The sequence below is a fragment of the Corynebacterium sp. MC3 genome, from assembly GCF_900099485.1.
Lineage (GTDB): Bacteria > Actinomycetota > Actinomycetes > Mycobacteriales > Mycobacteriaceae > Corynebacterium > Corynebacterium pseudogenitalium.
The window spans coordinates 197,884-224,029 of record NZ_LT622812.1 but is presented as its reverse complement, the minus strand read 5'-3'; the positions used below and the strand labels follow the sequence as shown (position 1 = coordinate 224,029).

17 protein-coding genes and 1 pseudogene are annotated in these 26,146 nt (G+C 59.7%); 12 read left to right on the top strand and 6 right to left on the bottom strand.

The window, feature by feature from the left end:
* Positions 1–5: 5 nt before the first annotated feature.
* Complete coding sequence (locus BQ4436_RS02990) at positions 6–1,388, bottom strand: RNA-binding domain-containing protein (RefSeq protein ID WP_070363638.1); 1,383 nt, start codon at positions 1,386–1,388, stop codon at positions 6–8.
* Positions 1,389–1,547: 159 nt separating this feature from the next.
* Between BQ4436_RS02990 and BQ4436_RS02985 the strand changes: the two genes are divergently transcribed.
* From BQ4436_RS02985 to BQ4436_RS02960, 6 genes are all read left to right on the top strand, one after another.
* A complete protein-coding gene (locus BQ4436_RS02985) occupies positions 1,548–4,934 on the top strand; it encodes a DEAD/DEAH box helicase family protein (RefSeq protein ID WP_070975473.1) in 3,387 nt (1,128 codons plus the stop codon).
* A gap of 19 nt (positions 4,935–4,953) precedes the next feature.
* Positions 4,954–6,408, top strand: coding sequence for a DUF5129 domain-containing protein (locus BQ4436_RS02980; protein WP_070975472.1), 1,455 nt, complete (start codon positions 4,954–4,956; stop codon positions 6,406–6,408).
* A gap of 325 nt (positions 6,409–6,733) precedes the next feature.
* Complete coding sequence (locus tag BQ4436_RS02975) at positions 6,734–7,279, top strand: hypothetical protein (RefSeq protein WP_143000781.1); 546 nt, start codon at positions 6,734–6,736, stop codon at positions 7,277–7,279.
* A complete protein-coding gene (locus BQ4436_RS02970) occupies positions 7,272–7,454 on the top strand; it encodes a hypothetical protein (protein ID WP_070363358.1) in 183 nt (60 codons plus the stop codon). The genes BQ4436_RS02975 and BQ4436_RS02970 overlap by 8 nt, the downstream gene beginning before the upstream one ends.
* Before the next feature lie 478 nt (positions 7,455–7,932).
* Entirely contained in the window at positions 7,933–8,850 is a 918-nt protein-coding gene (locus tag BQ4436_RS11890) for a hypothetical protein (protein WP_143000740.1), read from the top strand.
* A 41-nt stretch (positions 8,851–8,891) separates the two neighbouring features.
* Complete coding sequence (locus BQ4436_RS02960; protein ID WP_070975143.1) at positions 8,892–9,866, top strand: IS3 family transposase; 975 nt, start codon at positions 8,892–8,894, stop codon at positions 9,864–9,866.
* Positions 9,867–10,265: 399 nt separating this feature from the next.
* On the opposite strand, the gene BQ4436_RS02955 is transcribed toward BQ4436_RS02960, so the two are convergent.
* From BQ4436_RS02955 to BQ4436_RS02945, 3 genes and pseudogenes are all read right to left on the bottom strand, one after another.
* Positions 10,266–10,787 (bottom strand): peptidylprolyl isomerase, encoded by a 522-nt coding sequence (locus tag BQ4436_RS02955; protein WP_070363359.1) that lies wholly within the window; start codon positions 10,785–10,787, stop codon positions 10,266–10,268.
* 41 nt (positions 10,788–10,828) lie between these two features.
* Positions 10,829–13,180, bottom strand: a pseudogene (locus tag BQ4436_RS12605) (5-methyltetrahydropteroyltriglutamate--homocysteine S-methyltransferase).
* Positions 13,177–14,121, bottom strand: coding sequence for a methylenetetrahydrofolate reductase (locus BQ4436_RS02945; RefSeq protein ID WP_369822023.1), 945 nt, complete (start codon positions 14,119–14,121; stop codon positions 13,177–13,179). Before BQ4436_RS02945 ends, BQ4436_RS12605 begins: the two are co-directional and overlap by 4 nt.
* 239 nt (positions 14,122–14,360) lie before the next feature.
* Between BQ4436_RS02945 and BQ4436_RS02940 the strand changes: the two genes are divergently transcribed.
* A complete protein-coding gene (locus tag BQ4436_RS02940) occupies positions 14,361–14,645 on the top strand; it encodes a hypothetical protein (RefSeq protein WP_070975470.1) in 285 nt (94 codons plus the stop codon).
* Between the two features lie 457 nt (positions 14,646–15,102).
* Here the strand turns inward: BQ4436_RS02940 and BQ4436_RS02930 are convergent, their stop codons facing one another.
* Positions 15,103–15,669: a TetR/AcrR family transcriptional regulator gene (locus BQ4436_RS02930; protein ID WP_070975468.1), complete on the bottom strand. Its 567-nt coding sequence runs from the start codon at positions 15,667–15,669 to the stop codon at positions 15,103–15,105.
* An 88-nt stretch (positions 15,670–15,757) separates the two neighbouring features.
* Here BQ4436_RS02930 and BQ4436_RS02925 point away from each other — a divergent pair, with 88 nt between their 5' ends.
* From BQ4436_RS02925 to BQ4436_RS02900, 5 genes are all read left to right on the top strand, one after another.
* Positions 15,758–16,369: a P-loop NTPase family protein gene (locus tag BQ4436_RS02925; RefSeq protein ID WP_070975467.1), complete on the top strand. Its 612-nt coding sequence runs from the start codon at positions 15,758–15,760 to the stop codon at positions 16,367–16,369.
* Positions 16,366–18,459, top strand: a complete 2,094-nt coding sequence (locus BQ4436_RS02920; RefSeq protein WP_070975466.1) for a YhgE/Pip domain-containing protein — start codon at positions 16,366–16,368, stop codon at positions 18,457–18,459. Before BQ4436_RS02925 ends, BQ4436_RS02920 begins: the two co-directional genes overlap by 4 nt.
* A 478-nt stretch (positions 18,460–18,937) precedes the next feature.
* On the top strand, positions 18,938–19,810 hold the full coding sequence (locus tag BQ4436_RS12430) for a hypothetical protein (RefSeq protein ID WP_255366072.1): 873 nt from the start codon (positions 18,938–18,940) through the stop codon (positions 19,808–19,810).
* A gap of 29 nt (positions 19,811–19,839) precedes the next feature.
* The gene (locus BQ4436_RS11535) at positions 19,840–20,829 is read left to right on the top strand and encodes a DDE-type integrase/transposase/recombinase (protein ID WP_083329404.1); all 990 of its coding nucleotides are present in this window, start codon (positions 19,840–19,842) and stop codon (positions 20,827–20,829) included.
* A 194-nt stretch (positions 20,830–21,023) separates the two neighbouring features.
* The gene (locus BQ4436_RS02900) at positions 21,024–21,443 is read left to right on the top strand and encodes a hypothetical protein (RefSeq protein WP_070363365.1); all 420 of its coding nucleotides are present in this window, start codon (positions 21,024–21,026) and stop codon (positions 21,441–21,443) included.
* A gap of 100 nt (positions 21,444–21,543) precedes the next feature.
* Here the strand turns inward: BQ4436_RS02900 and BQ4436_RS02895 are convergent, their stop codons facing one another.
* On the bottom strand, positions 21,544–26,013 hold the full coding sequence (locus BQ4436_RS02895; protein WP_070975465.1) for a hypothetical protein: 4,470 nt from the start codon (positions 26,011–26,013) through the stop codon (positions 21,544–21,546).
* Between the last annotated feature and the right edge of the window lie 133 nt (positions 26,014–26,146).

Sequence of the window (26,146 nt, the reverse complement as noted above, 5' to 3'; positions counted from 1 at the left end):
ATGTATCAGTAACGCAGCGGGCTGACCGCTGACCATGTTGCGCGAGGATCCCTCAAACCGCTTCCGTTCCACTGCACGAGTCCAGCGTCCCGGAGTGCTTGCAGAGCACGGCGGACGGGAGGGTTCGAGAGGTGAAGGGCGTTGGCCACTTGGCCCGTCGATAAGGGATGTGGGCTTGCCTGCAAGGCTGCAAGCACCTCTGTTGAGTAGCGCGGCAAGTCCGCACGAAGCGACTCGTCGAGGCGTTGCACTGCCTTCAATGTCAAGACAACACTGCCACTTGTCTGCCGGTACACTGGGTCTGCAAAACTCGCCTTTCGCATACCAGCGATCATTCGTCGAATCCCTTCCCCCAACTCCTGCCCAATCCGCAACTCAGCAGTCCCACGCGCAATCAACGGGTTTCTTGCAAACCTCGCAATTGCTTCGGGTTTCGACGGGTCCACCAAGCCAGGGAACCTGCCAGGGCTAGACACCTCAACCCGATCAGGATAGATCTCGAACCTGACGTGATCCCCAGCCATACTGTAAGACCTGTGGATCACCGCATTCACCAAACCCTCTAGCCACACATCCGGCGGGATCAAATCCTCCTCTTCAAAAAGCCCACTGCCCACAAGACGGCGCACTTTTGGAAGAATCTTGCTAATCGCAGTTCTGGCCTGCTGAATCTGTTCTGGCAGGGTGCCGTCGAAGCGTTCGTCGTAAAGAATTTGCTGACCATGACCCGGCAACCGATCTATGTCATTGAACTGGACCACACGAACATGAGCGTTTGGAAAGAACTCCTGCGGATGTTTTCCGAAAAGCAACAATGCTGCTGTCCGCGGGTTGCCGACCCTATCTACCAAGTTTCGCGCCCTCAACGCATCTTGGGCCGAGGCCGAACCAATCGCCTCCGCATACCGCTCGACCTGCGCCATATCGAGGTCTCCAGGCTCAGCACGTGGTGGAACAATTGCATCAAACTGCTGCTCCCCCTTCAAATACCGCAACTCTAAAATGCCGTCGGGGCCCAGCTGCTTCGTTTCATCCCCGATGCGCAGGAAGCACTCCCCCGAATTGGAATAATGTACACGCTCACTAGGCAAAATATGGAATAGGTATACAGAAGTGGCGTCATCAATGCGAAGGCTCTCGATCTCGACTCGAACCGTTGGATCGGTGTGATCAAACGCCGATTGTCGTAAGTCGTTGTCCTGCCGTGCGCTAGGCAACCCATCGAATTGTCGATCAGTGATACCGACAGCGATGACCCCGCCCTCGGCGTTGGCAAACGCGATAATCGCCTTCGCAAGATCCTTCGGTTTAATACGAAACGATTTCCGCTCAAACCACTGATCTTCGGGGCGCGTAAGTAACTCATCAACCTTTACCGCAGTATTCATGTGGATCACTCTACTCGAAACGATTTCGAGTAGGGTGATATACCCAGGTCAAAACATGTAAATCCGTTTCGAGCATGTTTCGAGTAGGTTTCGAGCCACAACGCAACGGTATAGAATAACGCGCAGGCGAACGAGCGCACCGGGAAGAAAGGCGATCAGGTGAGCATCACTCCACGTCCGTCCAACTTTGGCTTCGTTGGGCAAGCATGGCCCCAGCTCATTATTGAGTGTCGCAATGCGGAGGATGCCGCGCTGACCAACCCGCGCGCGTCGATGTTCCAATCCCGGTTCGTGTTAGAGCAGGTCATTGGGCATATCGCGGCGCTGAATGGGCTGGAGAAACAGTCCAACATCTTCGATACACTGACCAACCCGGACTTCTCGCGCCTGCTGTCGGAGACGATCCGTTCCAAGATGCACATCCTGCGCAAGGCCGGCAACACCGCGGTGCACAGCGAAGCGCACATCACCAGCGATGAGGCGCTGCAGGCGCTGAAGCACCTGTATGACGTGATGGTGTTCGCAACTACGCACTTCTCGGGGAAGACGATTCGGGGGATTGCGCCGTTTGACGTCGAGATCTTGAAGCAGGCACCGCGGCAGGCGGCGTTGAACCAGCGGCAGATGATGGCGCTGGCGGCGAAGGAGAAGTCCGCGAGGGAGCAGGCTGACCTGTACAAACTGCAGCTGGATGAGGCGCAGCAGCGGGAGCTGGAGCAGGCTGCGGGGTATGAGGAGGAGATCGCGAAGCTGCGGGAGCAGATCCGCAAGCAGCAGGAGAAGCTAACGCCGCCGGCGCCGCAGTTGGCGGTGGATGAGGCGCAGACGCGACGTGACATCATCACGCCGATGCTGGAGGATGCCGGGTTTGTCCGCGGCCGCACGCTCATCGAGGAATACCCGGTGGCGGGCATGAAGGTGGACTATGTGCTGCTGGATACACAGGGTGTGCCCATCGCCGTTGTGGAGGCGAAGAAGGCCAGCCGCAGCATTAACGACGGCCGCCAGCAGGCCGCGATCTACGCCGACGCCATCGGCAACGCGACGGGACGTGTACCGCTGATCTTCTACACCACCGGGTACGAGGTGCGCTTTTGGGACAGGGACGCCGACCTGCCGGGCGGTGCCGGCTACGAAACCCGCACTATTGAGTCCTACCCAACAGTGCGCGCGATGGAGGCGCTCATCGCCCGGCGCGACAAGCGCCAACCGCTCAGCGCGCACAGCGCCGCCATCACCGAGATCGCCGGCAGGCCCTACCAGCTGGAGATGATCCAGTCCGTGGCGGAGGCGTTCGGCAAGGGTAAGCGCCGCGCGCTGTTGGTCATGGCGACTGGTACGGGCAAGACGCGCGTCTCCATCGCCACCGTGTCCATGCTGTTGGAGGCCGGCTGGATCCGCAACGTGCTCTTCCTCGCCGACCGCAAAGCGCTGGTCACGCAGGCGCACGCGGCGTTCAACGAGCACCTCGCAGAGGCGGTGCCCGTCAACCTGACCACCAACCCCGCCGGCGAGGGCCAGGTGTACGTGAACACGTACCAGACCATGATCGGCATGATCGGCGAAGGCCAACGCTTCAACTCTTTCGACTTCGACCTCATCATTGTCGACGAGGCCCACCGATCCATCTACCAGCGCTATCGACGCATCTTCGACTACCTGGACGCCCTCGTCGTCGGGCTGACTGCCACCCCGCGCAGCAACCTCTCCCACGACACCTACACCTTCTTCGGCTGCGAGCCCGACACCCCGACCGGCTACTACAGCCTGAGCCACGCCATCGAGGAGGGCAACCTTGTGCCCTACGAGGTGTTCTCTGGCAGCACCGCCTTCATGCGCCGGGGCATCTCCTACGGCGAACTCACCCCCGAGCAGCAGCTGGAGTGGGAGAACGCCGAATGGGGTGTCGACGAACACGGCGACCCACTTTCCGCACCCCAGGAAGTCAACGCCGCCGAGATCAACGCGAAACTGCTCAACCGGGACACGATCCGGAAGGTGTTGCGCCAGGTCATCGGCAAGGGGTTGAAGGTCGACGGTGCGGACCGGCTGGGCAAGACCATCATCTTCGCCCGCAACCAAGCCCACGCCGACCTCATCGCCGACGAATACCGGGCCATCTTCCCCACCACCGCCACCCGCGCCGAGGTGATCACCCACGGCGTGTACAACGCGGAAGCACTCATCGCCGAGTTCAAGCAGCCCGACTCCGGCCTGGACATCGCCATCAGCGTGGACATGCTCGACACAGGTATAGACGTCCCCGAGGTGGTCAACCTGGTGTTCTTCAAGCCCGTCTACTCCCCCACCAAGTTCTGGCAGATGGTCGGCCGCGGGACCCGCCTGCGCCCCAACCTGTTCGGCCCCGGCGTCGATAAGACCTGTTTCTACATTTTCGATTACTGCGACAACGTGCGCCAATTCAGCGGCACCACCAACACCACGGAAGGCTCGCACCAGATCTCGCTGTCGCAGCGCAGCTTCACCACCCGCGCGCGCCTGCTGCTGACGGCCACGGATGAGGTGCGAGGGGACGTCGCAAAGCATCTTTCGGACGCCGTGCGCAGCGTGCCCCACCGCAGCATCCTCGTGCCCACCGAAGCACGCGCCTACCTCGAACGATTTAGCGACGCCGCCCCCTGGCTCACCGCCGACGCCGACACCCACCAACAAGCCGTGACCGCACTCGCGCCCCTGCCCTTCGCCGCGACCGGCGACAAAGAACAAGCCCGACGCTTCGACTACCTCATGTACCAGCTCGAACTCGGACTATTCGAAGAACGCGGCGACTGGGACGCGCTCGCGGAGAAAGTCTCGACCATCGCCGCGGCGCTACTGCAGAAAACCAACATTCCCACCGTTGCCAACAACGCGGCCCTTCTCGAAGCGCTCGCCGGCCCACAATGGTGGGACGGCGTAACCTACAAGGACCTCGAACTCGCCCGCAAAACAGTCCGCGGGCTCACCGTCTTCCTCGACAAAGCGCAACGCGCCGTGGTGATCACCGACATCGAAGACGAACTCGGCGAACTCGAACAAAGCACCCTCCAAGCCACCGGCGGCACCCAACGCGAAAGCTCCGTCGTCGAAGAAGAACTCCGCCGCGCACTCGAAGGCAACACCACCAGCCTGGCGCTGCGCAAACTCCGCAACGCGCAACAACTCAGCACACACGACCTCGACGAGCTACGCGAGCTGCTCCTCAACGCCCACGTCGACGGCGCCGCCGAACTCGCCGACACCCACCAAGCCAAACTCGGCCTCTTCCTGCGCGAACTCGTCGGAATGGACGCCTCCGCCGTTGAATCACACTTCAAGGAACTGCTGCACTCCACCGACCTGAACTCAGTACAACGCGCGTTCCTCAACACCGTGGTCAGTGAAGTGACCCGCAACGGCGTCGTCGAAGCGCACGAACTCACCCAACCGCCCTTCGACGAAAACGGCTCCATCATGGACATCTTCCACGAAAACGTCGGCGTTGTTTTGCAGCTGCGCGACAGCCTCGAGCAGCTCAACAACACCGCCCTGCCGAGCGCGGGGTAGCTTCGATAAAATCAGGCGCATGAGCAAATGGTCACAAATCCTTGGCATTGGCGCAGCGACACTGCTGATCGGCGGCGGCGTCGGCGCGGGTACCTACGCAGCCATCGACGAGCCCGACCCGGCGCACTACGCCATCGCCACCACCGCCGAGGCGCCACGCCTGCAACTGACCAACCCCGACGGCCTGCTCACCCCATCTGACCAGGCACAACTCGAGCAGAACCTGCAGCGCATCGACCACCCCGAAGTCGTGCGCACCATCCACATCCTCGCGTTCAACAACGCCGAAAACACGCGCGACAACATCAACGACACCATCGAGGAGTACTTCCGCGCCCACTACCCCGACGAAATCCTGGACAAACACGGCTTCCGCGACGGCACGCTCATCCTCGCCGTCGACATGGCGCACCGCCACCACGCCATCTTCGCCGCCGACGACGTCGCCGACGTCCTCGACCTCCACAGCGAATCATCGCGCGTCTCCTCAGTTATCGACGCCATGGTTCCCGGCCTACAAAGCAACAACGTCCCCGCCGCCCTGTTCGCCGGCGCGAGCCTGGCCATGGACACCGTCGGCCTGCAGCAGGAGCGTTACGAGTCCGCAGTCGACGACCGGATCGGGGGTGGCATCGGCGCCGGTGTGGGATCCGGCGTGTTGGCAGGCGTTGTTGGCGGCACAGGCGTCGCGCTACGCAACCGGCGCCGCCGATTGATCGAGCAGGCGCGGGCGGACTACTCGCTCGTGACCAAAGAATACGCCGACCTCGCCGGGCGCCTCGACGGCATCGACGTCCGCGCCAACTCCCTCACCAGCGCGTTTGCTGATGCGGAGCTGCGTCGTCAATGGGGCGACATCCGCGACCGCTTCCTCAAACTCCACGACACCGTCTCCGGCGCCGGCGGCATCAGCAGCATCCCCATCTCCGACGACGCCGCTGCCTACCGCGCCCGCAAACAACTCGCCGACGCCGCCGAAACCCTCACCCACACCAGCCACGCCGAAGACAACATCAACCGCCTCTTCAACATCGAACAAGGCGACACCACCGCCCGCCGCACCGACCTCGCCCGCCTCAGCAGGGACATCACCAAAGCACGCACCTCAATTAACGACGCCACCCTCCGCCAAGAACTCGTCTCCTTGGAGGAGCGCGTCCGGCAGCTGGATGCGGACCCCGCCAGCCCCACCTTCCTCGACGACTACCTCCACCTCCTCTCCGACTACCGCATCATCCTCGACGCCGTCAAAGACAAAGAGTTCAGCGACGTCAAAGACCGCCACAAACTCACCACCCCAGCCATCTACGACAAGGACTACTGGTACCCCACCTACATCCCATTCGTTGCGATGCAGTCCTGGCACAACACCAACGTCGCCGCCGCGAACTCGGCTGCTTCTTCCTCCTCTTCGGGTGTGAACACGACGTTCAGCTCGGGGTTCACGGCCGCTGGCGGGTCGGGGAGTTTCTAGGAGTTGGTCCTGCACCAAATTCCCTCACGCGCGCTCGACGACCTGGGCTTTTGCAGATTGGGCTGCTGAAAAGCTGGAATGTGGTGCAGGCCCCGGCCATAAAAACATCAGAACGCAGATTGATGCTACATTGACGTTGCAGACCTCCACCGCACATGCGGAATTTGGGGGTCTAGCTGTTTTCCAGGGCTATTGGCCGTATCTTCGGGGAGTTCCACCCCAGTCTCACCTCTCAACCAGTCCGGGACAGATCTTGAAATCTTGTAAATTTGAGGACTGTGGAATCCATCTGAGCAGGAGGAATCTGAGTGATAGCCTTATTCTCGTGCGAAAAATGAACATTAATTTCAGGGCCGAATGGAATAACGCGCAAGTCATTGCCGCTCTGCTCGTTGCTTTCGTGTTATTCCTTGCCATGGTGCACTGGGGGTTGGTGCTCTTCTGGGAAAAGCCCTGGCAGGAATCGCTTGCGACGATATTTTCATATCGAGGAGCGATACCTGCTGCCGCAGCTGCCGTACTTACGCTAGGTATCGCCACCAAGTCACTGTCGCAGAAATCAAATGCTGATGACCGCTCTGCGTACTACGAACGTGTTCAGTGGGCAATCGATATGACACTTGCAGAAAATCCCGCTCAGCAAAATGCAGTTTGGCATTTTTTGACCCCAATGCTGGAGTCAGGGTTGAAGTCTTCAGAAGATATCGGGTTTACTCGGGCAATTCTTGAATACGACAATAAATTTAACCCGACGAATTCAACCTTTTCGCCGGGTACTACTTCGAAGAACTGGGTTTCAGACCTAGAGATTTTGTTACTATTATCCGTACTAGGTCATAACAGGGATAGGAAGGAGTCTGCTGATGACTAATCAGGCAATGGCAGAGCGGAAGTATCCACTGACCGAGTCCCATAAACGAATGATCGAGCAGTTGCCAATGACACAGGCGAAAGCTAGCCGTGATTTGCAAGAGTATGCCAAGAAACTCGAAGCACGTCAGAACCGGCCCTTATGGCAGCGGATTCTAGGCATTTATCCGATATAGATGGTGTTGCCCGGAGGGCTCCACACATAGGTTAAAAGACCGAGTGTGATCCATGCGACCATCAAACACAACCACAAGCAGCGGTTCTAAAACGTTTCACGGGGCTTCTCCTAGTATGAGTAGTGTTTCCTTGCAGGATAAATGCAAATATTTTTGCACACAATTGTTTGCTCTGCCCGAACATTTTCACTCCCGCTGGCTGACTAGCCGTCACCGAGCTAGGCTTTTACAACTTGGCCAACTCAAAGCGAGGGAATGTGGTGCAGGCACCTCTTCCCTGCGCACCAAATTCCTGGTTTTCCCTTAGTGTCAGGATGGTTGTGAACGTCAATCCATAGGAGGTTTTGTTCATGACCGACCCACAGTTGCCTGAGTTGGTGCCGTCAGCGTTGACGTCACCACCGACCGTTGCAACCCCGGTAAGGANTCCCTTAGTGTCAGGATGGTTGTGAACGTCAATCCATAGGAGGTTTTGTTCATGACCGACCCACAGTTGCCTGAGTTGGTGCCGTCAGCGTTGACGTCACCACCGACCGTTGCAACCCCGGTAAGGACCCACGGGGGCAAGACTAAAACATCACGCGAGGAAGTCAAAGAGATCCTAGCAATGCCACCGCGTGTGCTGGCAGCGGGGCAAGTACTCGATGAAGACACGTTGGCCTCACTTCAAGCAGTAGCAGTCGTGTTCTCCCCGTACCGCACTACTGGCTCTGGCAGGTGGTTTCATCCAGCACAGCAGCGACAAATGATCACGATTTATAACCGGTTGCCGTACGGCACGAAAGGCCCATGGTGCACCCGACAGGCAATCCAGTCTTGCGATATCAAGCGCTGGGCCCGCGCATTACAGTTATCAAAGTCCACCACTGATGGTTTAGATGGTATTCAACGAGCCAAACGCAGCGTTGATGAAGCATATCGGGGAAGGTATTCACCTGACTACATCCGTGAGATGGTCATTGAATATCAGCTGGTGCCGTATGGCCAGAAAGAAGCGTGGTTGATTGAACATGGACTTGCTGACCACACCGTGCGACGCTGGACAGCAATGGTTGCCGATGGTGATCTCACCACGCGTACTACACCAAGGAGGATTGGAACGTTGACGATGGATGAGTGCGTTGAAATCCAGCAGTTACGCAAGGAAGTCTCCGCGTTGATGCAGCAAAAGCGCAAGCTCGAACTCGATGCGAAGCGTCGGGAGGAAGCTATGCAGCGTGCCCTGGATAAGGCAACAGAAAGAGCAGAGCGGGCTGAATTAGCCACTGATGTGTTGGGAAAAGCTTTAGCGACCATGCCAGGGCAACATGGCGTGGACTCAAACGTGGCGGAAGAGTCCTCACTCAAGACCAACAACGCCTCTACGACCAAGGACAACACGCAGAAGAAACACTGATTGACCAGTTAGTTGACTGTGGCTATTCGAAAACTCACGCAATGCGCATCATCGGAGTCTCACGCAGCCGCGTGTTCTATCAAACGAAGCCACGCCCACGTGTTGCCGATCCAATTGCCTACGACAAACGACGGATCAACCGACTGTCCGATACCACTGTCGAGCGCATCTTGGAATTGTTAGACGCCAATCCACATTCCGGGGTGGACCAGGTATTTTACGCCGCGTTAAACAACGGGATTTACCTGGCAAGCCTGCGCAGTTTCTACCGAGTTGCCAAAAAACATGGACGATTGCTCTACCAACGACACAACACCAAAGCCAAGCAAGCTCAACGCAAACGAAACGCCTCCCCGCCACATGTACGCGCCACAGCACCTGGCCAGGTACTGTGCTGGGACATTACCTTCTTGCCTGGACAATACGTCGGACAAAACTTTGCATGCCACACGGTCATTGACCTGTACTCCCGCGCAATCGTTGGCTGCGTCGTAGCAGAACGCGAAAACAGCCACGTAGCAGCAGCAATGTTTGACGACATCCTGACTCGTTTTCCCCACGTGAAAACCGTGCACTCTGATAACGGCAGTGCGATGACAAGCAAACGCCTCGGCAAACTCTTCGCCAAACACGGTGTGGCCCGCTCATTTAACCGGCCTCACACCAGCAACGACAATCCGCATACCGAGTCGGTATTCCACACCATGAAAGGCAGGACCTACTACCCGAAAACGTTTGCCACACTCGGCCACGCCAAAAACTGGCTCAACGAATGGGTGCCGGTCTATAACGCCACTCCCCACAGTGGAATCAACTACTACCCACCACAAGCAATCCTCGACGGCACCTGGGACAAACTGCAACACCAACGCGAGGAGGGGATGCGAAACGCGCTACGCGAAGGCATCATCACTCAACTTCCGAACACCGCAGCTGGCACAGGCATTCCGGCAGAAGTCAGCATCATCCGCACCACTACCCAAACCGCCCCGCCCCCACAACCCATCACGATCTAACACCCAACCATGTTCACAACCACTTGACATAAAGCGTTNCCGCAGCTGGCACAGGCATTCCGGCAGAAGTCAGCATCATCCGCACCACTACCCAAACCGCCCCGCCCCCACAACCCATCACGATCTAACACCCAACCATGTTCACAACCACTTGACATAAAGCGTTTTCGCGGGGCGCTCGGCGTTTTCCCAGGTCGCGATTCGGCAAGATGGGAATGTGGTGCGCGTCCCGGGCACTTGAGTGCCAAAGGACGCAATTCCGAAAAGTAGCACCGACATAGTGCCTGGTCAGCAATGGGCTGGATGTTTAGGGGTGCGTCCTTTGGCACTCACGGCACTCGAGACCTAAGAACGCCAAAGGCCCCACCAAAAAGGCGGGGCCTAAGACAAAAAATAAAGCTACTCCACGGTGACGGAGTTGATCACAACGTCCTCGACGGGGCGGTCCATGCGGCCGGTCGGGACGTTGGCAAGCTCGTCGACGACCTTGCGGGAAGCCTCATCGGTGACCTCGCCGAAGATGGTGTGGCGGTTGTTCAGCCACGGCGTCTCGGCGACGGTGATGAAGAACTGGGAACCGTTGGTGCCTGGGCCGGCGTTTGCCATGGCCAGCAGGTATGGGCGGTCAAACTGGAGTTCTGGGTGGAACTCGTCGGCGAACTGGAAGCCTGGGCCGCCGGTGCCGGTGCCGGTTGGGTCGCCGCCCTGGATCATGAAGTCGGGGATGATGCGGTGGAAGATGGCGCCGTCGTAGAAGGGGCCTTCGGTGGTGCCGGAGGCGTTCTTGGTGGAGTAGTCGAGGGTGCCCTTCGCCAGGCCGGTGATGGTGTCAACGGTGTGTGGGGCGTGGTTGCCAAACAGGTCGACTTTGATGTCGCCGTGGTTGGTATGGAACGTCATTGTCTGCGTCTTTTGAGTCATGGTGTACAGCGTACACGACCCTCCACGCCCCTCGTCCGGTGTTAGCGCTGGGCGAGCACCGCGTCGCGTGCGGCAACCAGGTTGCGTAGCGACGGCACCACTTCCTCATACTTGCGCGTCTTCAGGCCGCAGTCGGGGTTGACCCAGAGGTGTTCGGCTGGGACGTGACGCAGTGCTGCTTGGAGCAGTTCGACGATTTCCTCGACGGAAGGGACGCGTGGTGAGTGGATGTCCCAGACGCCGGGGCCGATTTCGGAGTGGAAGGAGTCGTCGATGTCGGCAAGCAGTTCCATGCGAGAGCGGGCGGCTTCGATGGAGGTGACGTCGGCGTCGAGGCCGGCGACTGCGTCGATGATCTGGCCGAACTCTGAGTAGCAGAGGTGGGTGTGGATCTGGGTGGTCGGTGTGGCGTTCAAGGAGACGAGTCGGAAGGAGCGGACGGCCCAGTCGAGGTAGGACGGGCGATCCTTTGCTCGGAGTGGGAGGAGTTCGCGCAGGGCGGGCTCGTCGATTTGGATGATGCTGATGCCGGCTTCCTCGAGGTCGCGGACTTCGTCGGCGAGGGCGGCGCCGATTTGGTCGGCGGAGACGGACAGGGGGACGTCGTCGCGTTTGAAGGACCAGGCCAGGATGGTGACAGGGCCGGTGAGCATGCCCTTGACTGGCTTGTTGGAGAGGGATTGGGCGTAGGTGGCCCATTCGACGGTCATTGGGGCTGGTCGGGAGACGTCGCCGTAAACGATTGGTGGGCGGGTGCAGCGGGAGCCGTAGGACTGGACCCAGCCGTTTTCGGTGACGACGAAGCCGTCGAGGAGTTCGGCGAAGTACTGGACCATGTCGTTGCGTTCGGCTTCGCCGTGGACGAGGACGTCGATGCCGATTTCTTCTTGCAGTTCGATGACCTGCTTGATTTCTTGCTGCGTTGCGTCACGTTCTTTCCTCGCTGCCATCAGGGCAGCACCCACTGCCCTTCGGTCTGCAATCTCGGAAGCAAACGCACGAGCAGCAGCATCTCGCACGATCTCAGCAGCTGGTGAAGCTGCTTCCCGATACGGTTTTACGAATTCTTCAAATGCTGTAGTCCCCATTCCCACACCTTTCATCTGCTGATTCAATACCCCTGATCTTATGTGTTACAGCACATAAGATCAAGAGGGTTGGTCACGCTTCCACTGCTCCAACGCAGCCCTTGCAGCTCGAATCTCCTTCTGTTCTTGCTTGCTACTTGGCGCACGCAGTNCCCAGCCCAACGACCCCGCCGCCAAGTCCCTGGCTCTTAGACCCATCTAGTAGGCTATTCGAGCCACCTGCGGGCCGGCGCTCAGGGCGAGGGCTTCGGCGATCTTCTCGTCGGCGAAGGCGAGCCAGGTGGCGACGTCCACGGGCAGGTTGCGCTCGGCCTTGAGGGTGTGCGGCACGTGCTGCAGCGAGGTGGACGTGGTCACCGATGTGGCGCCGAGGGTGGTGAGGATTTCGGTGCGTTCGGCGAGGTCGGCGGCCCAGACGTTGCGGCCGTCGATAAGTCCGGCGACGAGGTGTGTCTCGGGCGCGACGTGGGTGCGGACCTGCTCGACGTAGTCAGGGGTGGCCTGCAGGGTCCACGGGGACAGGTCGACGTGGAGGGCTTCGGGCTTGAGTTCGCCGAGGACGGGCAGGGCGGCGTCGGCGGCGCCGTATGGGGTGGTCAGGTAGACGTTCGGGCGAGCGTCGGCGCCGAGGAGTGTCGACCATGCCTCACCCAGGTAGCGCGCGATATCGGTGTCCGGGGTGTCAACGTCAGCGACGACAATCGGCTCGGCGACCTGGACCCACTCCACACCGGCCTGGCGCAGCGCGGTGAAGACCTGGGCGTACGCGTCGACGAGGGCCGGGAGCAGGGACCATTCCACCGGCTTCGACAGCGCGAGCAGCGTGACTGGGCCGACGAGGTACGGGCGCACCTGGTGGCCGGCCTCGCGGGCCTCCTCCACGATGCGCACGATGCGCTCCGGCACCGGCGTAATCTCCTGACCGGCGGCAACCTCGGGCACGAGGTAGTGGTAGTTGGTGTCGAACCACTTCGTCATCTCCAGCGGCACGCGGGTGGCGGTGCCGCGGGCGAGCGCGAACTCCTCATCCAGGTCGGTGCCGCCGGCGACGAGGCCGACGGTCAGCGCGGTCTCCAGGACGTGGTCGTAGAGGGCGACGTCCGCCGGGATGGCGTAGGGCTCGGAGAGACCGAGGTCACGCAGGTGGTTGTACGTATCGATGCGCAGGGCGCGCGTCGTGGAGCGGAACGTGTCCGCGTCGATCTGCCCGGACCAGTAGGACTCCAGGGCGCGCTTCAGTTCGCGTTGCGCGCCGATCCTCGGGTAGCCCTCGATGGTCGTGGTGGGGAATGCTACGGTGCTCACAGGTTGAGTCCTTTCAATAGTTCACGTGTTACTGCTAAGTCGTTATGTGTGTAAACATGCAGGCCACCGGCGCCGGCCTGCAGAATCGTGCGCGCTAATGCAACGGTGAGTCGCATGCCAATCTGGTGCTCTTCCTCCGGTGTCCGCGCCGCTTCAAGCTGCTTGATGACGTCCACCGGGGGTGCCACACCGGACAACTCACCCATCCTGCGCACCCGGTTCACGCTGGTCATCGGCATGATGCCGGGGATCAGCGGGATGCGCACCCCGGCGAGCCGGGCACGCTCCGCGAAGCTGAGATAGTCCTGCGCGTCGAAGAACAGCTGCGTGATGGCGAAGTCGGCACCGAGGCGCTGCTTCGCCAGCAACACGTCCAGGTCTTGGTCGTCGCTGGTGCTCTCCGCGTGTCCCCGCGGGTAGCAGGCCACCGACAGCGCGAGCTTGCCCGCCGCGAGGCGGTAGGCCTGGGCGTCGGCAACGTCCTGGATCAGGTTGAGCAGGTCCGTTGCGTGCTGCAGGTGTGTGTCCGGCAGGCGGTCGAGTCCGGCCGGGATGTCGCCGCGAAGGGCGAGGAATCCGCGGACGCCGGCGTCGATAAGCTGGGTGATCCACTGCCGCAGCTCGTCGGGCGTGCCGGCGGTGCAGGCGAGGTGCGCGATGGGGCGCATGCTCGTGGTCTGCGCGATGCGCTCGATGAGGCGGGCAGTGCCTTCCAGCCAGTCGCTGCGGTGCGAGCTGGTGACCGACACGTAGTCGGGCTGGTAGGCGGCGAGCCCTTGGATGAGGGCGTCGAGCTTGGCGGAGTCGGCGCTGTGACGCGGTGGGATCACCTCGAAGCTGAGTGCCGTGCGTGCCCGCTGCGGGCGTGGTGCGAGCTCCTCCTCGATGCCGTCCAACGGTGCCGACGCCGAGATCCGCGTTTCCAACGTTGCCTGCCGCACCTGACTCACCTGCCTTCTGTTGCTTCCTGTTGATGGGGTGCAATGAAATTTAAGACTGGCCGCAAGGGTGCACAACTACTTTTGCGTATCGCGATGTATTGCCACAGGTCAGCGACCTGCGAAATGTGAATAATATTTCCCAAAACTGAACCGCTTGGTCTACTTTGTGCGGACTGTGGGGGCACATGTCGGTGCAGCCCGCTAGGGTGGTTGGGAAAGAACACAACGAAGGAGCACACATGAACCTCACCACTGCACGACTCGCACTGCGCGGCATCAGCGGCGCCTGGAACTACTTCCGCGAACTCAACAGCAAGCAGCAGCGTGACGTCTACGAAGCACTCACCGAAGCCATCAAGGACGACAACATCGACGACCTCCACGACCTCGCCGACGTGCCACAGCTCGAGGGGATCTACGACGCCGCGCGCCAGCAGGCCGGCAAAGTCACCCGCGCCAGCCACGCGCGTAGCCGCTTCCCGTTAGTGGTTTGTTATCGCGGGATGCTGGGCCATTGGTTTTAACCCCAACCACTGAAGGTCGGGGATTTGTCACCAAAAGCGAAACCAAAAAACAAAGGTTCTTGTCTTTTAAACACATCGGGGGTTAAAAAAAAGCAGGCCCCGCCCCCGCGCTAACCGCCCCCCGCCGCGCCCTCCACGCCGCGACCGCCCCTGACCGCAAGGCCCGCCAGATCGCGCTGAAGAAGGAAGCGCGCAAGCGTGGGACCGGCTCGAAGGTCCTGTTCGCCTCCCTCGGTGCTTGCGCGCTCGCGGCCGGCGGCTGGGCGCTGTGGGAGTTCTACCTGCGCGAAAAACTCGAGGAGCGCAACCACGAGCCGAAGCACGCGCTGCGGGAAGACGCGACTGAAGGCACGGCCACGCTGGTGTATTCCACCGATTCCGCCGACGACCAGTTCAGCACCCTCGACGCCCTCGACGAGGACCAGCGCCGCGCTACGAAGTAGCTGCTAGGTAGTTGCTAGCTGGCGTCCACCCGCCACGCCAGCAACAGGTGGTTGACCAGGCGGGTCTTCACGTCTGGGAAAAGGTTGCGCAGATTCGCACTCATGGGGCGGGTCACCACGATGAGCTCGGCGGCGATCTCGGAGGGAGTCAGCGCTGGGTCCACCAGGCCGTGAGCGGCGGCGAGGTCCAGCAGCTCTTGGGCGTGCGCGAAGAACTCGTCGCGGCGCTGCCGCACCGTGGGCTCCAGGGCGTGCGGCGGCTCGTCCGCCAGGGCCGCCACCAGCATGCCGATACCCGAGTCGGCGCACGCCCAAATGAAAGCGCGCCACTGCTCCTCCGGGGCGCTGTCAAACTTGGCCAGCGTGTCCCCCAGCTTCGCGTCGAGCACGTCAATGAACTCGAGGGCGCACGCCTGGCGCAGGTCGGCGCGCGTCGGAAAGTGCCTGTACAGCGTGGCGATGCCCACCCCAGCGTGCTCCGCGATCTCGCCAAGCGTGACCTCCGAGTTCGGGCGGGTGCGGAAGTTCTCCACCGCCGCCCGGATCAGCTGTTCGCGCTTCTGTCTCGCATCGGCTCGCATGGTGCTTCCTTTCCGCTTGACATTAACTGATAGTCAATCCTACGCTTAGCACCATTCTGCAACGAAAATCAACCAAAGTAGGTGTTCAATGGACTGCATCCTACGAGCCGTCGACGTCGTCGTGCGCCCAGGGAACAACCCGGTCAACCTCGAGGTTGGCGAAGGGTTCACGCTGGTCACCTCGCCGCGCGAGTCCGGCGCGTCCACACTGAGTATGGCGCTCGCCGGCCGCTACGAACCACACAGCGGCACCATCGAGCTTTTCGACGAGCCCACCACCGCCCGCCAACGCTTCCCCGAGATTGCCCTGGCGGGCATCCCGCTCATCGACTCCGTCGAGCGTTCCGTACCCACCAAGGAAATCATCCGGGAGCAGATCTCCTGGGAGCTGCCGTTCTTCCGGCGCATCCCGCGTGACCTGCTCGGCCACGAACTTGTCGAACCCTGGCTGGAACCCCTCCAATTCGACCTGGACGAGGACAAACTCAAGCTCGGCATCGGCGACCTCAGCATCGTCGACCGGATGCGGCTGCGTGTACTACTCGCGCTCATCGCGCGACCGGACGCGCCGCTCATTATCGTCGACGACCCAGACCAGCTGCGTAACTTTGAGCTACGCCAAGAATTCATCGACAACTTGCGCGACGTCGCAGAACTCAAACCAGTGCTGGTCAACAGCGTGAACAAGGAGGAGCTATGATCGCAGGGCTGCACATCGGCAGCAACTTCCGAAAGTTCGGTCACGGCAAACTGCCGCCGCTGGCCATGATTGCCATCACGCTCATCCCGCTGCTCTTCGGCGGGCTGTTTGTCTGGTCCTACTACGACCCGCTGGGCAACCTGCACAAGATGCCCGTCGCCCTGGTCAACTCAGACGAGGGTGAGCACGGCCTGACCGTCGTGGAAGAGCTCATGGACGAGCAACCCATGGACTTCCGCCTGGTCAGCGCGGAGGAAGCCCAAAAGGGCGTTGCCGACGGCACCTATTACCTCGGCGTAGAGATCCCCAGCGACTTCTCCGAAGCCGCCGAATCCGTCAACTCCGACAACCCCCACCAGGCGAAACTCAACATCTCCCTTAATGAGACCAACGGGTTCATTCCCACCATGCTGGGCAACCAGGTGACCCTGATCATGAGCTCCGTCATCTCAGAGAGCGTGAGTAAAGAGGTGGTCAACCAGCTCTTCGTCGGCTTCAACACCATCCACGACGGCATGGTGAAAGCCGCCGACGGCGCGGGCAAACTCGATGACGGCGCGCACAAAGCCAAGGACGGTAGCGGCAAGCTGAAGGACGGCGCCGGCAAGCTCAACGGCGGCGTCGGGGAGCTTGACAACGGCATCAAGAAGCTCGCCGACGGCGCGCAGCAACTCGACTCCGGCATCGGCGAACTCCAGCAGGGCGCTAACACCCTCAACGAGAAGCTCGGCGAAGCCTCCCAAGGCGCCAACAAGCTTGCCGACGGCCTCTCCGCCCTCCAAGACGGCACCAACCAGCTGGGCGCCGGAGCAGCCGCCATCGCCGGCGGCGTAGGCAAGCTGACCTCCATCACGGACCAGCTCAACGTCGCCCAGAACACCTTCAACAGCATCAACGCCACCCTGGACCAGGCCATCCGCCAACTCGACGCCACCCCAGTCCCCGGCGCGGCCGACCTGGCCAATCAGGCCCGCGGCCTGAAAGCTCAGCTCAACGGCGACCAGTTCGTCGCCATGAACCCGCAGATGATCAACGACCTGACCAGGTTGCGCAACGGCGCCCAAGAACTGTCCACCCAGCTCAACGACCCCACCGCCAAGTACCGCTCCGGCATGGACCAAGCCGCAGCCGGTGCGCAGACACTGGCGCAGGGTCTGCGTATGCTGCAGGACGGCTCCGGCACGCTCGTAGTGGGCGTCGGCAAGCTGAAGGACGGCTCCTCCCGCCTCGTCGTGGGAGCGAACTCCGCAGCCGAAGGCACCTCCAAACTCGCGGGTGGCTCCAACCAGCTCGTCGTCGGCCTCAACGACCTGAACGACGGCCTCGTCACCCTCAGCGACGGCACCGGCGAACTCAGCCTCAAACTCAACGAAGGCGCCGACAAAGCCCCGACGTGGGAAGGCGACCGCCTCGAGAAAGCCACCGAGGCCGCCGGCAACCCCGTCGTGCACAACAACACCGGCGACGAACTCACCTTCTTCGGCAAGGGCCTCTCCCCCTTCTTCCTGTCCCTCTCCCTGTGGATCGGCGGGCTGGTGCTCTACATGATCCTCGCGCCGTTCTCGCGCCGCGTCATCGACTCCGGCACCAACCCCTTCCGCATGGTCGCCCACACCCTGCTACCGGCCCTCATCGTCGGCTTCGTGCAGGCCGTGCTGCTGTGGCTCGTGCAGGTCGTCGCGATCGGCGTCGAGCCGAAGCACCCACTCGGCCTGTTCGGCGTGCTGTGGTTCGGCTCCTGGGTGTTCATGTCGCTGATCCTCGCCATCAACATGGTCTTCGGCCCCGCCACCGGCAGACTGGTCACCATGGCGCTCATGTCCCTCCAGCTGGTGGCATCCAACGGCCTCTACCCGCCCGAAGTGCAGCCAGGGTTCATCCAGTGGGTCCACGACTGGGACCCGATGCGCTTTACCGTGGATATGATCCGCGTCGCCTTCTTCGGCAACCACGCCGAAGACCCGCGCCTGCTGCGCGCCATCGTGGTCCTCACACTGCTCGCAGTGGCCGCGTGGTTGATCAGCGCGTGGGGCATGTGGAAGCGCCGCATCCTCAACGACAAGGACATCCACCCAGAGCTGGCGTTGTAGGGGGTGTGTGGGCGCTGGGGCCTGGTCCCTGGCACCACATTCCTATATGCGGGTTCGGCAACCTGGGGAAACGCTGCGGCGCCTTTTCGGGAGATTCGGGAATTTGGTGTCTGGGCAGGGGATGCGCGCACCAAATTCCTGGATTTTGGCAGCCGGGTTTGGAAAAGCCCAGGTCGATGGGGGTCGGGGAGGGAATGTGGTGTCCCATCGGGAGATGCCAGTGCCAAAAGACGCAATTCTTGTTGGGGGAAGGGGTAAAAACCCAGCTCGTGAAGAGAGAGTTGCGTGCTTTGGCACTGAGGTGAGGGGGAGTGCACCAAATTCCTCCTCGTGGAGTTGACGACCTGGGGAAACGTCGCGTCGCCTTTTCGAGATTCGGGAATGTGGTGTCGTGATGCTTGGCCTGCGCACCAAATTCCCTCACTGGCCCTAGGTGGCAGGCTGGTTGTGGGCCAGAACCTGAAGGAGGTCCGCACCCATGTCCCCGCACGATATTCCCCCGCTGATCCCCAAGCCACCGGAGAAGGATTGGGCAGATTACAACACCGACCCCGACCCCGGCAGAACTCGTAAACGTCGGCGTGCAAGCCTGCCATCTGCACGCGATGTGCTGGCGTTGCCGACTGTCACCCTTGCACCCGGTGCCACGCTTTCCGATAGTGAGTTGGTCATGCCGGATGCTGTGGCAGTCGTGTTTATCCCCAACACTGAAGATCGCGGGATTGTCACCTATAGCGATACTCAGAAACAGCAGATGGTCAGGATCTATCACCAACTACCGTACGGGACGAAGCAGGTTTGGCTGGCCCGTCACGACATGGACGCATCACGAGTGATTCGGTGGATGAAGCGGTTTGATCTTGGCACGTTTACCCAGCAACAACGCGCCGCAGTCTATACCGGGGCAACTACCCCTGTACCGGTGGTGTTAGACGCTGAAGCAATCATCTCACTTGTCCACCAGTATGTGGCTGCCCCGCATGGGACAAAACAAGCCTTGCTGGATAAACACGGTATCTTGCAGTCAGCGATGCATGGCTGGATCGAGAAAGTCGCAAACGGCACGATTGCCCACTACACGCACACAAGAAAGGCAGAACCCTTGAACACCCCCAAGACCACCAACAACGACATGGTCACCATTACCCGCAAGGAATACAACGCACTACAACGAGAAAACGCCAAGCTGCGCAAAGAAAACAAGCTGTGGAAGGACACCAGTGATGTACTGGGAAAAGCTATAGCGTCTCTGCCAAAGAAGCATGGCGGGGACTCAAACGCGGCGGGAAAATCCTCACAGGCGAACAAACACAACGCTATGAGGCAGGCCTACAACAAGAAAACGAGCTAATCGAAGCACTCGTTGGTATCGGGCACTCAATGAGGAAAGCCTGCAATGTGTTAGGCGTGGCGCGCTCTAGACGGTATTACCAGGACAATCCCCGCCCGAAGAAGCAAGATCCGATCCCGCATCACAAACGCAACATCAAACGCTTAACCGATGCGCAAGTCAACGACATTTTGGCCTTGTTGGATGCCAATCCGTATTCGAGTGTGGATGATGTCTTCTACCACGCATTGAACAATGGGTGCTATATCGCCAGCTTGCGTAGCTTCTACCGGGTCGCCAAAGCACACGGCAAACTCTTATCACAACGCCACGGCACACGCAGAACACGCCCACGGCGTGCACGCGGCAACAACCAGCCCCCACATGTTGAAGCACACCGGCCAGGTCAAGTGCTGTGCTGGGATATCACCTACCTTCCAGGCAAGTACACCAACCAGTACTACGCCTGCCATACCGCAATCGATCTGTATTCCCGTGCTGTTGTTGGCGCAGTCGTTGCCCACCACGAAGATTCCCGCGTGGCACGACATATGTTTGAAGAAATCTTTGCCGCACACCCTGATGTCGACACGGTGCACTCCGATAACGGGGCAGCGATGACCAGTCGCAGCCTTGGCGAACTTTTTGATGCCCACCAGGTCAAACGCTCCTTCAGCAGGCCGTCGATCAGTAACGATAATCCGCATATGGAGTCGTTGTTTCACACCATGAAAGGTATGGCCTACTACCCGAGGGCTTTTGCCAGCATCAAGCACGCGGCGAGCTGGGTTGATGAGTTTACACACTTGTATAACCAACGGCCCCACAGAGGGATTAATGGCTACACACCGCAAAGCGTGCTAGACGGCACGTGGCAACAGATGGAGGCCAACCGGCGAAGTGCCGTCGAGCAAGCACTTGCCGATGGGCTAATTACCGCGATACCGAAAACACCGATTGGGTTGCCTGAGAAAGTCACGATTATCCGCACAACGAGTAAGACGGCGCCGACGCCGCGTGCATTGATGATGCATTGTTAACCATGAATCTGGCCCACAACCACTTGACACAGAGCGGCGCGTTTAGTGACCTGGGAAAACACGTGTGCGACCTTCGGAAAATCACGAATTTGGTGCGCTCCCCCTTCTGCAGGTGACTTCTACGACTGGTAGACTCGCAACATTGTTGATGCGTCAACACGCATTGCGATCTACCAATAACGAAGGAGCACACTATGTCTACATCCGCAAAGCTTGCATCCGTTGCCCTGCGCGTCCCGACGGGGCTTTTCATTTTGAACTCTGCCCTGGGCAAGTTCGGCCTCAACCGCGAGGCCGCCGAGGGCCTCCAAGGCATGGCTGCCACGGGCATCCCTGCGCTTGGCAAGTTGGATCCGGAGCAGTTCGGCAAGGGTCTCGCTGTCTCTGAGGCAGCGGTGGCCGGCGCGCTGCTCGCCCCCTTTGTGAGCAACCGTCTCGCCGGTGCGGCCCTTGGCTCGTTTGGCGCTGGCATGTTGACGATGTACTTCAACAACGACGCCATGACCGAGGACGACGGCATCCGTCCTTCCCACGATGGCCTTTCCCTGGCGAAGGATTCGTGGCTGGTTTCGATGGGTGCGGCGCTGATGGCGTTGCCGAAGAAGCGGAAGTAGCCGATTCCCTTTACTGCAAGAGAAAACCCGGCCCGCGCACCGTGTGGTGTGCGGGCCGGGTTTTGTTATGCCCTGACCTCAGCCTGAGACGGAGTCAACGTTAGTTGTTCTCCGCTGGCTTGTCCTCGGCAGGCTTTGCTTCCTCGGTGCCCTGATCATCCTTCTTGGAGGAACCGTCAATCAGGGTCTGGTTGCCGGTTGCCTTGCCCAGCTGGTAGGAGGACGTTGCTTCGTCCACACCACAGCTACGCAGGACAACGTCCATGATGATCAGGCCGGCGGTGATGGCACCGAGGGCGCCACCTGCGAGGCCGATCATCTGTGGGTTCGCTACCTGGAACGCACCCTGCAGGCCGGCTGCGCGCTCTGCGCGGTCGCGGTCGTAGATACCCAGGCCACGCTGGATGTCATCGTTAGCGCGCTTGATGGCTGCGTTGACCTCTGCGCGCAGGCTCTCGAGGCCCGGAACGTGGACCTGGGAGAGGATGCCCAGCGGGATCAACAGCAGCAGTGGCGACGCCATGCCGACCAGACCAGCGATGCACTTCGGGTCCTTGAAGTTCGCGTTCGAGGAACCCTTGGTTTCCTTCGTAACGGTGATATTTACCTCAACATCGACTGGAGCACCCTGAGCAGAGTTCGGGAAGATCGGCACGATGGTGAGGTTGCCATTCTTCTCCGGAGTGATGATCCACTTGCCGTCCTTGAACTCCTTCGTCGCCTTACCGCCGACAATGTCGAAGTCGACCTTGCTCAGGTCAAGCTTCACACCAGAGTCAGGGTTGAGCTCGATGGTGATGACGCCGGTCTTCTCGTTCTTCTTAATGATGAAGAGCTTGTTCGGGTCGGCAATGTTTGCACCCTCGGAGGTGGACCAGCCCTTTGGCAGCACGGAGATGGTGTACCGAGTCACCAGGTCACCGTTGGCGTTGTACTCCTCAACAACCACAGACTGGTTTGCAGCCTTGTCCGTCGGAGTGAAGACGGAGTTATCAGCGCTGATGTCGGTGAGAAGATCGCGGCCCTTGACGATGGCCAAGGTGTTGTCCTTGTCCTTCTTCTCGATGGTCAGGGTCTCACCAACAAGAGCGCCCTTCTGAACCTCATCGAACTTGCGGACCTTCGGTGCCGTGATGTTCAGCGTGTAACGGTTAACAACGTTGCCCTCTGGGTCGACTTCCTGCACGATGCCGGACTTGCCAGCCGAATCCTTCACAGGCTTTGCAACCCACTCAGAGATCTTGTTGCTCTTGCCGTCGACAGAACCGCTGTCCTGGACGTTAGTCGTGAAGTTCTCGGAACCACTGACCCACACCATGGTGTTCGGGTTGACCTGCAGCACGCGGAACTCGGACGATTCTGGGATCTCGAAGGTTCGGTTGCTCTTGTTCTCGCCAGCGCCGACGGTGAACTCGTAGTTCGCGTACACGCCACGATCGTCAGCGATCTGGAAGGTGAAGACCTTGCCGATTGCTGCCTCGAGCGGCACGAGCTGGAACTCGTTCGTCTCCTCGGAGTACTTGAAGTACTTCTTGAACTCGCTGGTGATGTCCTTACCATCTGCAAGGGTACCCTCGAGGACCTTGAAGACCTTATCGTTCTCGTAGCGGGCCAACTTCGCGGTGCTATCCGTCGTGATCACGCGCTTGATGACCTTGTTCAAGTCACGACCAGGCTTGAAGTTGATGGTGTAGCGCTCGAAGACGTAGCCGTCGTTCGTGCGGTTCTCGACGACAACGGTGCCTTCTGCCTCACGCTTCGGCTCCAGCTTCATGATGGAACCTTCTTCAGGCTTCGACTTCAGGAGCTCCTCGCCCTTGATGAGCTTGAGGTCGGTGCCCTGAATCGTCAGGTCGTTGTCAGTGGTGAACTCGTGGTTCAGCTCCTGGACGTGACCCGGCTCGACATCAACAACCCACTCGGTGATGACAAGGTCAACGTACCGCTTGCCGTCCTTGTTCTTCGGAGCCTTATCAACAATGATCTTCGGCTTCTTCGGGTTATCATTGTTCGGGTCGAGCAGGCTCTCGTCAGCGACGGTGGAACCCTCAGGAATATCCTCTACGTCGAGCCAACGCATCGTCTCCTGGATCTTGACCTGGCCCTTCGTGCCCGGCTTGAAGCGGAAGCGCAAATCGGTGGTGTCACCGTTGTCGTTGGTCTTCGTATTCTTCTCATCCTTGACGACCAAGTCCTCACCCTCAGTGATGGTGAGGTTGTTGTTCGTGGCGTTGCCAGCGTTAATCGTCATGTAGGAACGATCAACCGCCTCACGCTGCATCACGCGCTTCTCGAAGGTGTCTTGGTTGAGAGCAGGGTTAATCTGAATGTTCCAGATGTTGCTCAGCTCACCATTGTCGTCGTTCACCTGAACGACGACCTGGCTGCCCTGAAGGTTATTGGCAGCTGCGTCGGTCGGCTTCACGACCCACTTGCCATTCTCTTCAATGATCTTCGCGTAGTCTTCACCGCTGACAATCTTGATGGTGTAGTTGTCGCGGCGCTCGATCTCGACCTTGCCATCGTGGTTGATGAGAACGTCACGGATGTCCGGGCCAGCATTCACGTCCTTCTTGACGATGAACGTGAATTCGTAGGTGCGGCCGTCCTTGTCGGTGAAGGTGACCTTTGCTTCGCCTTCAGCGCCCTCATTCGGAACGATCTTCCAGTTGTCGCCGTCCTCGACGATCTCCTTGATGACCTTGTTCTCGTCGGAGGTGATCTCGAACTTGGTACCACCACGACGCTCAACGAAGCCCACGGAGGTGTTGAGGATCTCGCGGGTCACCTTGTAGGTGGAGTTGATGTTCTCAATGGTGATGATGTTCTGCTTCTCTTCACCATTCTTCGACGTGATCTTGACGATCACCTCACCGTGAACATCCTTGTCCTTCGGAGTGATGATGAGCTTGCCAGCACCATCGTCCTTCACGGTCGCGATGTCGCCACCCTCGAGAACCTCTACCTTGTCACCCTTGTCCAGCGTGATGATCTTGGTGCGATCAGAGCCACCCTGGTTGATGTTGTAGAAGTAGTTGTTCACGATCTTGTTGAGGTGCTCGACCTCACCAGTGCGATCATTGATCTGCAGCTCGTAGATGTACTCGTTGCCGTTCTCATCGGTAACGACGATCTCAACAACACCGGATCCCTTGAAGTCATCCTTCGGCTTGATGATCAGGTTGTTGTCCTTATCGCGATCCACGATCACAAGGTCCTCGCCCTTCGTGATGCGCCAGGAGTAGCCCTGCTTCTTCAGATCGCCCATGTCAAGGATCTTCTTTTCGTCCTTGTGACGGATGTCGATCGTGTTGTGGATCTCGTAGACTTCCTTCTCGATCCGGGTGTAGTACTCCTTGATGATCTCCTGAACGTTGACGTTCGTGGAAGTCGTCGTAACCGTAGACTGCTCAGTTGTCGTCTCGGTCACGTCGTCCGGGGTGACCTCAACCGTCGTTGGAACGGTCGTGTAGTGAGTCTCCGTCGTCGGGGTGACGTGCTCCTTGACCGTGGTCACGACTGGGCGCTCAGTAACGGTCGTCGTGTTGGTGACCGTCGAGCCTGGGACAACCGTCTCAACAATCGATGGCTCCGGCGTGATCGTTTCCGTGACCGTGACGTCCTTGCCGCTTTCACGCTTGGTCGTCGTCACTGTCGACGGCTCGTGAGTAATAGTGGTGGTCTTCGTCTCCGCCGGCTTGGTTACGGTCGTTACCTTCGTGGTCGGCGGGATTTGCTCCCAGCGGGTCTCGGTCGCCTCTGGGACCGTCACGACGGTAGTCACCGTGCTCTTCGGCAGCGTCACTGTCGTGTTCGTGTAGTGAGGCTCCTGCGGCTGTGGCGGCTTCGGCTTCTCCAGACCTGGCTGGTACGGCGTGATCAGACGCTGGGAAGTGTACTCACGCCTCCAGCTGAAGTTCAGGTTGTAGTTGTTCGGCATCAGAACAACGATGTACTCGCTCTTCTTGACGGAGCTACGAATCTTCTGCATCGCCTGCTCGTTGACGACGAGGTAGTAGTTCGGCCCCGGGTTTGCCCGATCAACGCGCTTGTAGCGAATCTCGAAACCAGTCAGCTGGGTGAACATCGCATCACCCATCAAGTTTGGACGAACCTCGTTGAGGTATGCAAGGTTGTTGGACACCAACGCCTGCATGTACATCATCTTGCGCTTAACGCCCTCGATGTTGCCCTTCTCCTGGTCCTCGAGAACGGCCTTCATCAGGTTGATGGCGCCCTTCTCAACATCCGGGTTGATACGGTTGCCAACGCCGTAGCGGCCGGACTGGCCGGTCAGCTTACGGAAGGAGTAACCCTTCGGGTTGTTCCACGGGTTATCGACGCCCCAGTCGATGCACCAGCCCGGGCCGTACTGGGTAGCCAGCAGACCGAGAGCGTTCTGGCCCTTCGGGATCTTCTCTTTCCAGATCTGCTGGCCTTCAAAGACCTTCTGCAGCTCCTCCTGGGAGAGCTGATCGTACTGGCTTGTAACAGCAATGTCTGCGCTTGCGTTCGGCGCAGCAACGTGCACGGTGCTAACGGCCATGACGCCTGTAATCAGGCCGGCCATGATTCGCTTCTTAAGATGTGCGTTTTGCAACGGCTCAATCCTTAAAAATCGTAGGAGATATTCGAAGCAGCCTGAAGACCATCTGAACACGGATCCACAAACTGACAGACATTTATTCAATCACAAAAATCTC

Coding starts and splice junctions, on each gene's coding strand:
- BQ4436_RS02990 (WP_070363638.1), bottom strand. CDS start 1,388: ATGAATACTGCGGTAAAGGTTGATGAGTTACTTACGCGCCCCGAAGAT.
- BQ4436_RS02980 (WP_070975472.1), top strand. CDS start 4,954: ATGAGCAAATGGTCACAAATCCTTGGCATTGGCGCAGCGACACTGCTG.
- BQ4436_RS02970 (WP_070363358.1), top strand. CDS start 7,272: ATGACTAATCAGGCAATGGCAGAGCGGAAGTATCCACTGACCGAGTCC.
- BQ4436_RS11890 (WP_143000740.1), top strand. CDS start 7,933: ATGACCGACCCACAGTTGCCTGAGTTGGTGCCGTCAGCGTTGACGTCA.
- BQ4436_RS02960 (WP_070975143.1), top strand. CDS start 8,892: ATGCGCATCATCGGAGTCTCACGCAGCCGCGTGTTCTATCAAACGAAG.
- BQ4436_RS02955 (WP_070363359.1), bottom strand. CDS start 10,787: ATGACTCAAAAGACGCAGACAATGACGTTCCATACCAACCACGGCGAC.
- BQ4436_RS02940 (WP_070975470.1), top strand. CDS start 14,361: ATGAACCTCACCACTGCACGACTCGCACTGCGCGGCATCAGCGGCGCC.
- BQ4436_RS02930 (WP_070975468.1), bottom strand. CDS start 15,669: ATGCGAGCCGATGCGAGACAGAAGCGCGAACAGCTGATCCGGGCGGCG.
- BQ4436_RS02925 (WP_070975467.1), top strand. CDS start 15,758: ATGGACTGCATCCTACGAGCCGTCGACGTCGTCGTGCGCCCAGGGAAC.
- BQ4436_RS02920 (WP_070975466.1), top strand. CDS start 16,366: ATGATCGCAGGGCTGCACATCGGCAGCAACTTCCGAAAGTTCGGTCAC.
- BQ4436_RS12430 (WP_255366072.1), top strand. CDS start 18,938: ATGTCCCCGCACGATATTCCCCCGCTGATCCCCAAGCCACCGGAGAAG.
- BQ4436_RS11535 (WP_083329404.1), top strand. CDS start 19,840: ATGAGGAAAGCCTGCAATGTGTTAGGCGTGGCGCGCTCTAGACGGTAT.
- BQ4436_RS02900 (WP_070363365.1), top strand. CDS start 21,024: ATGTCTACATCCGCAAAGCTTGCATCCGTTGCCCTGCGCGTCCCGACG.
- BQ4436_RS02895 (WP_070975465.1), bottom strand. CDS start 26,013: ATGGCCGGCCTGATTACAGGCGTCATGGCCGTTAGCACCGTGCACGTT.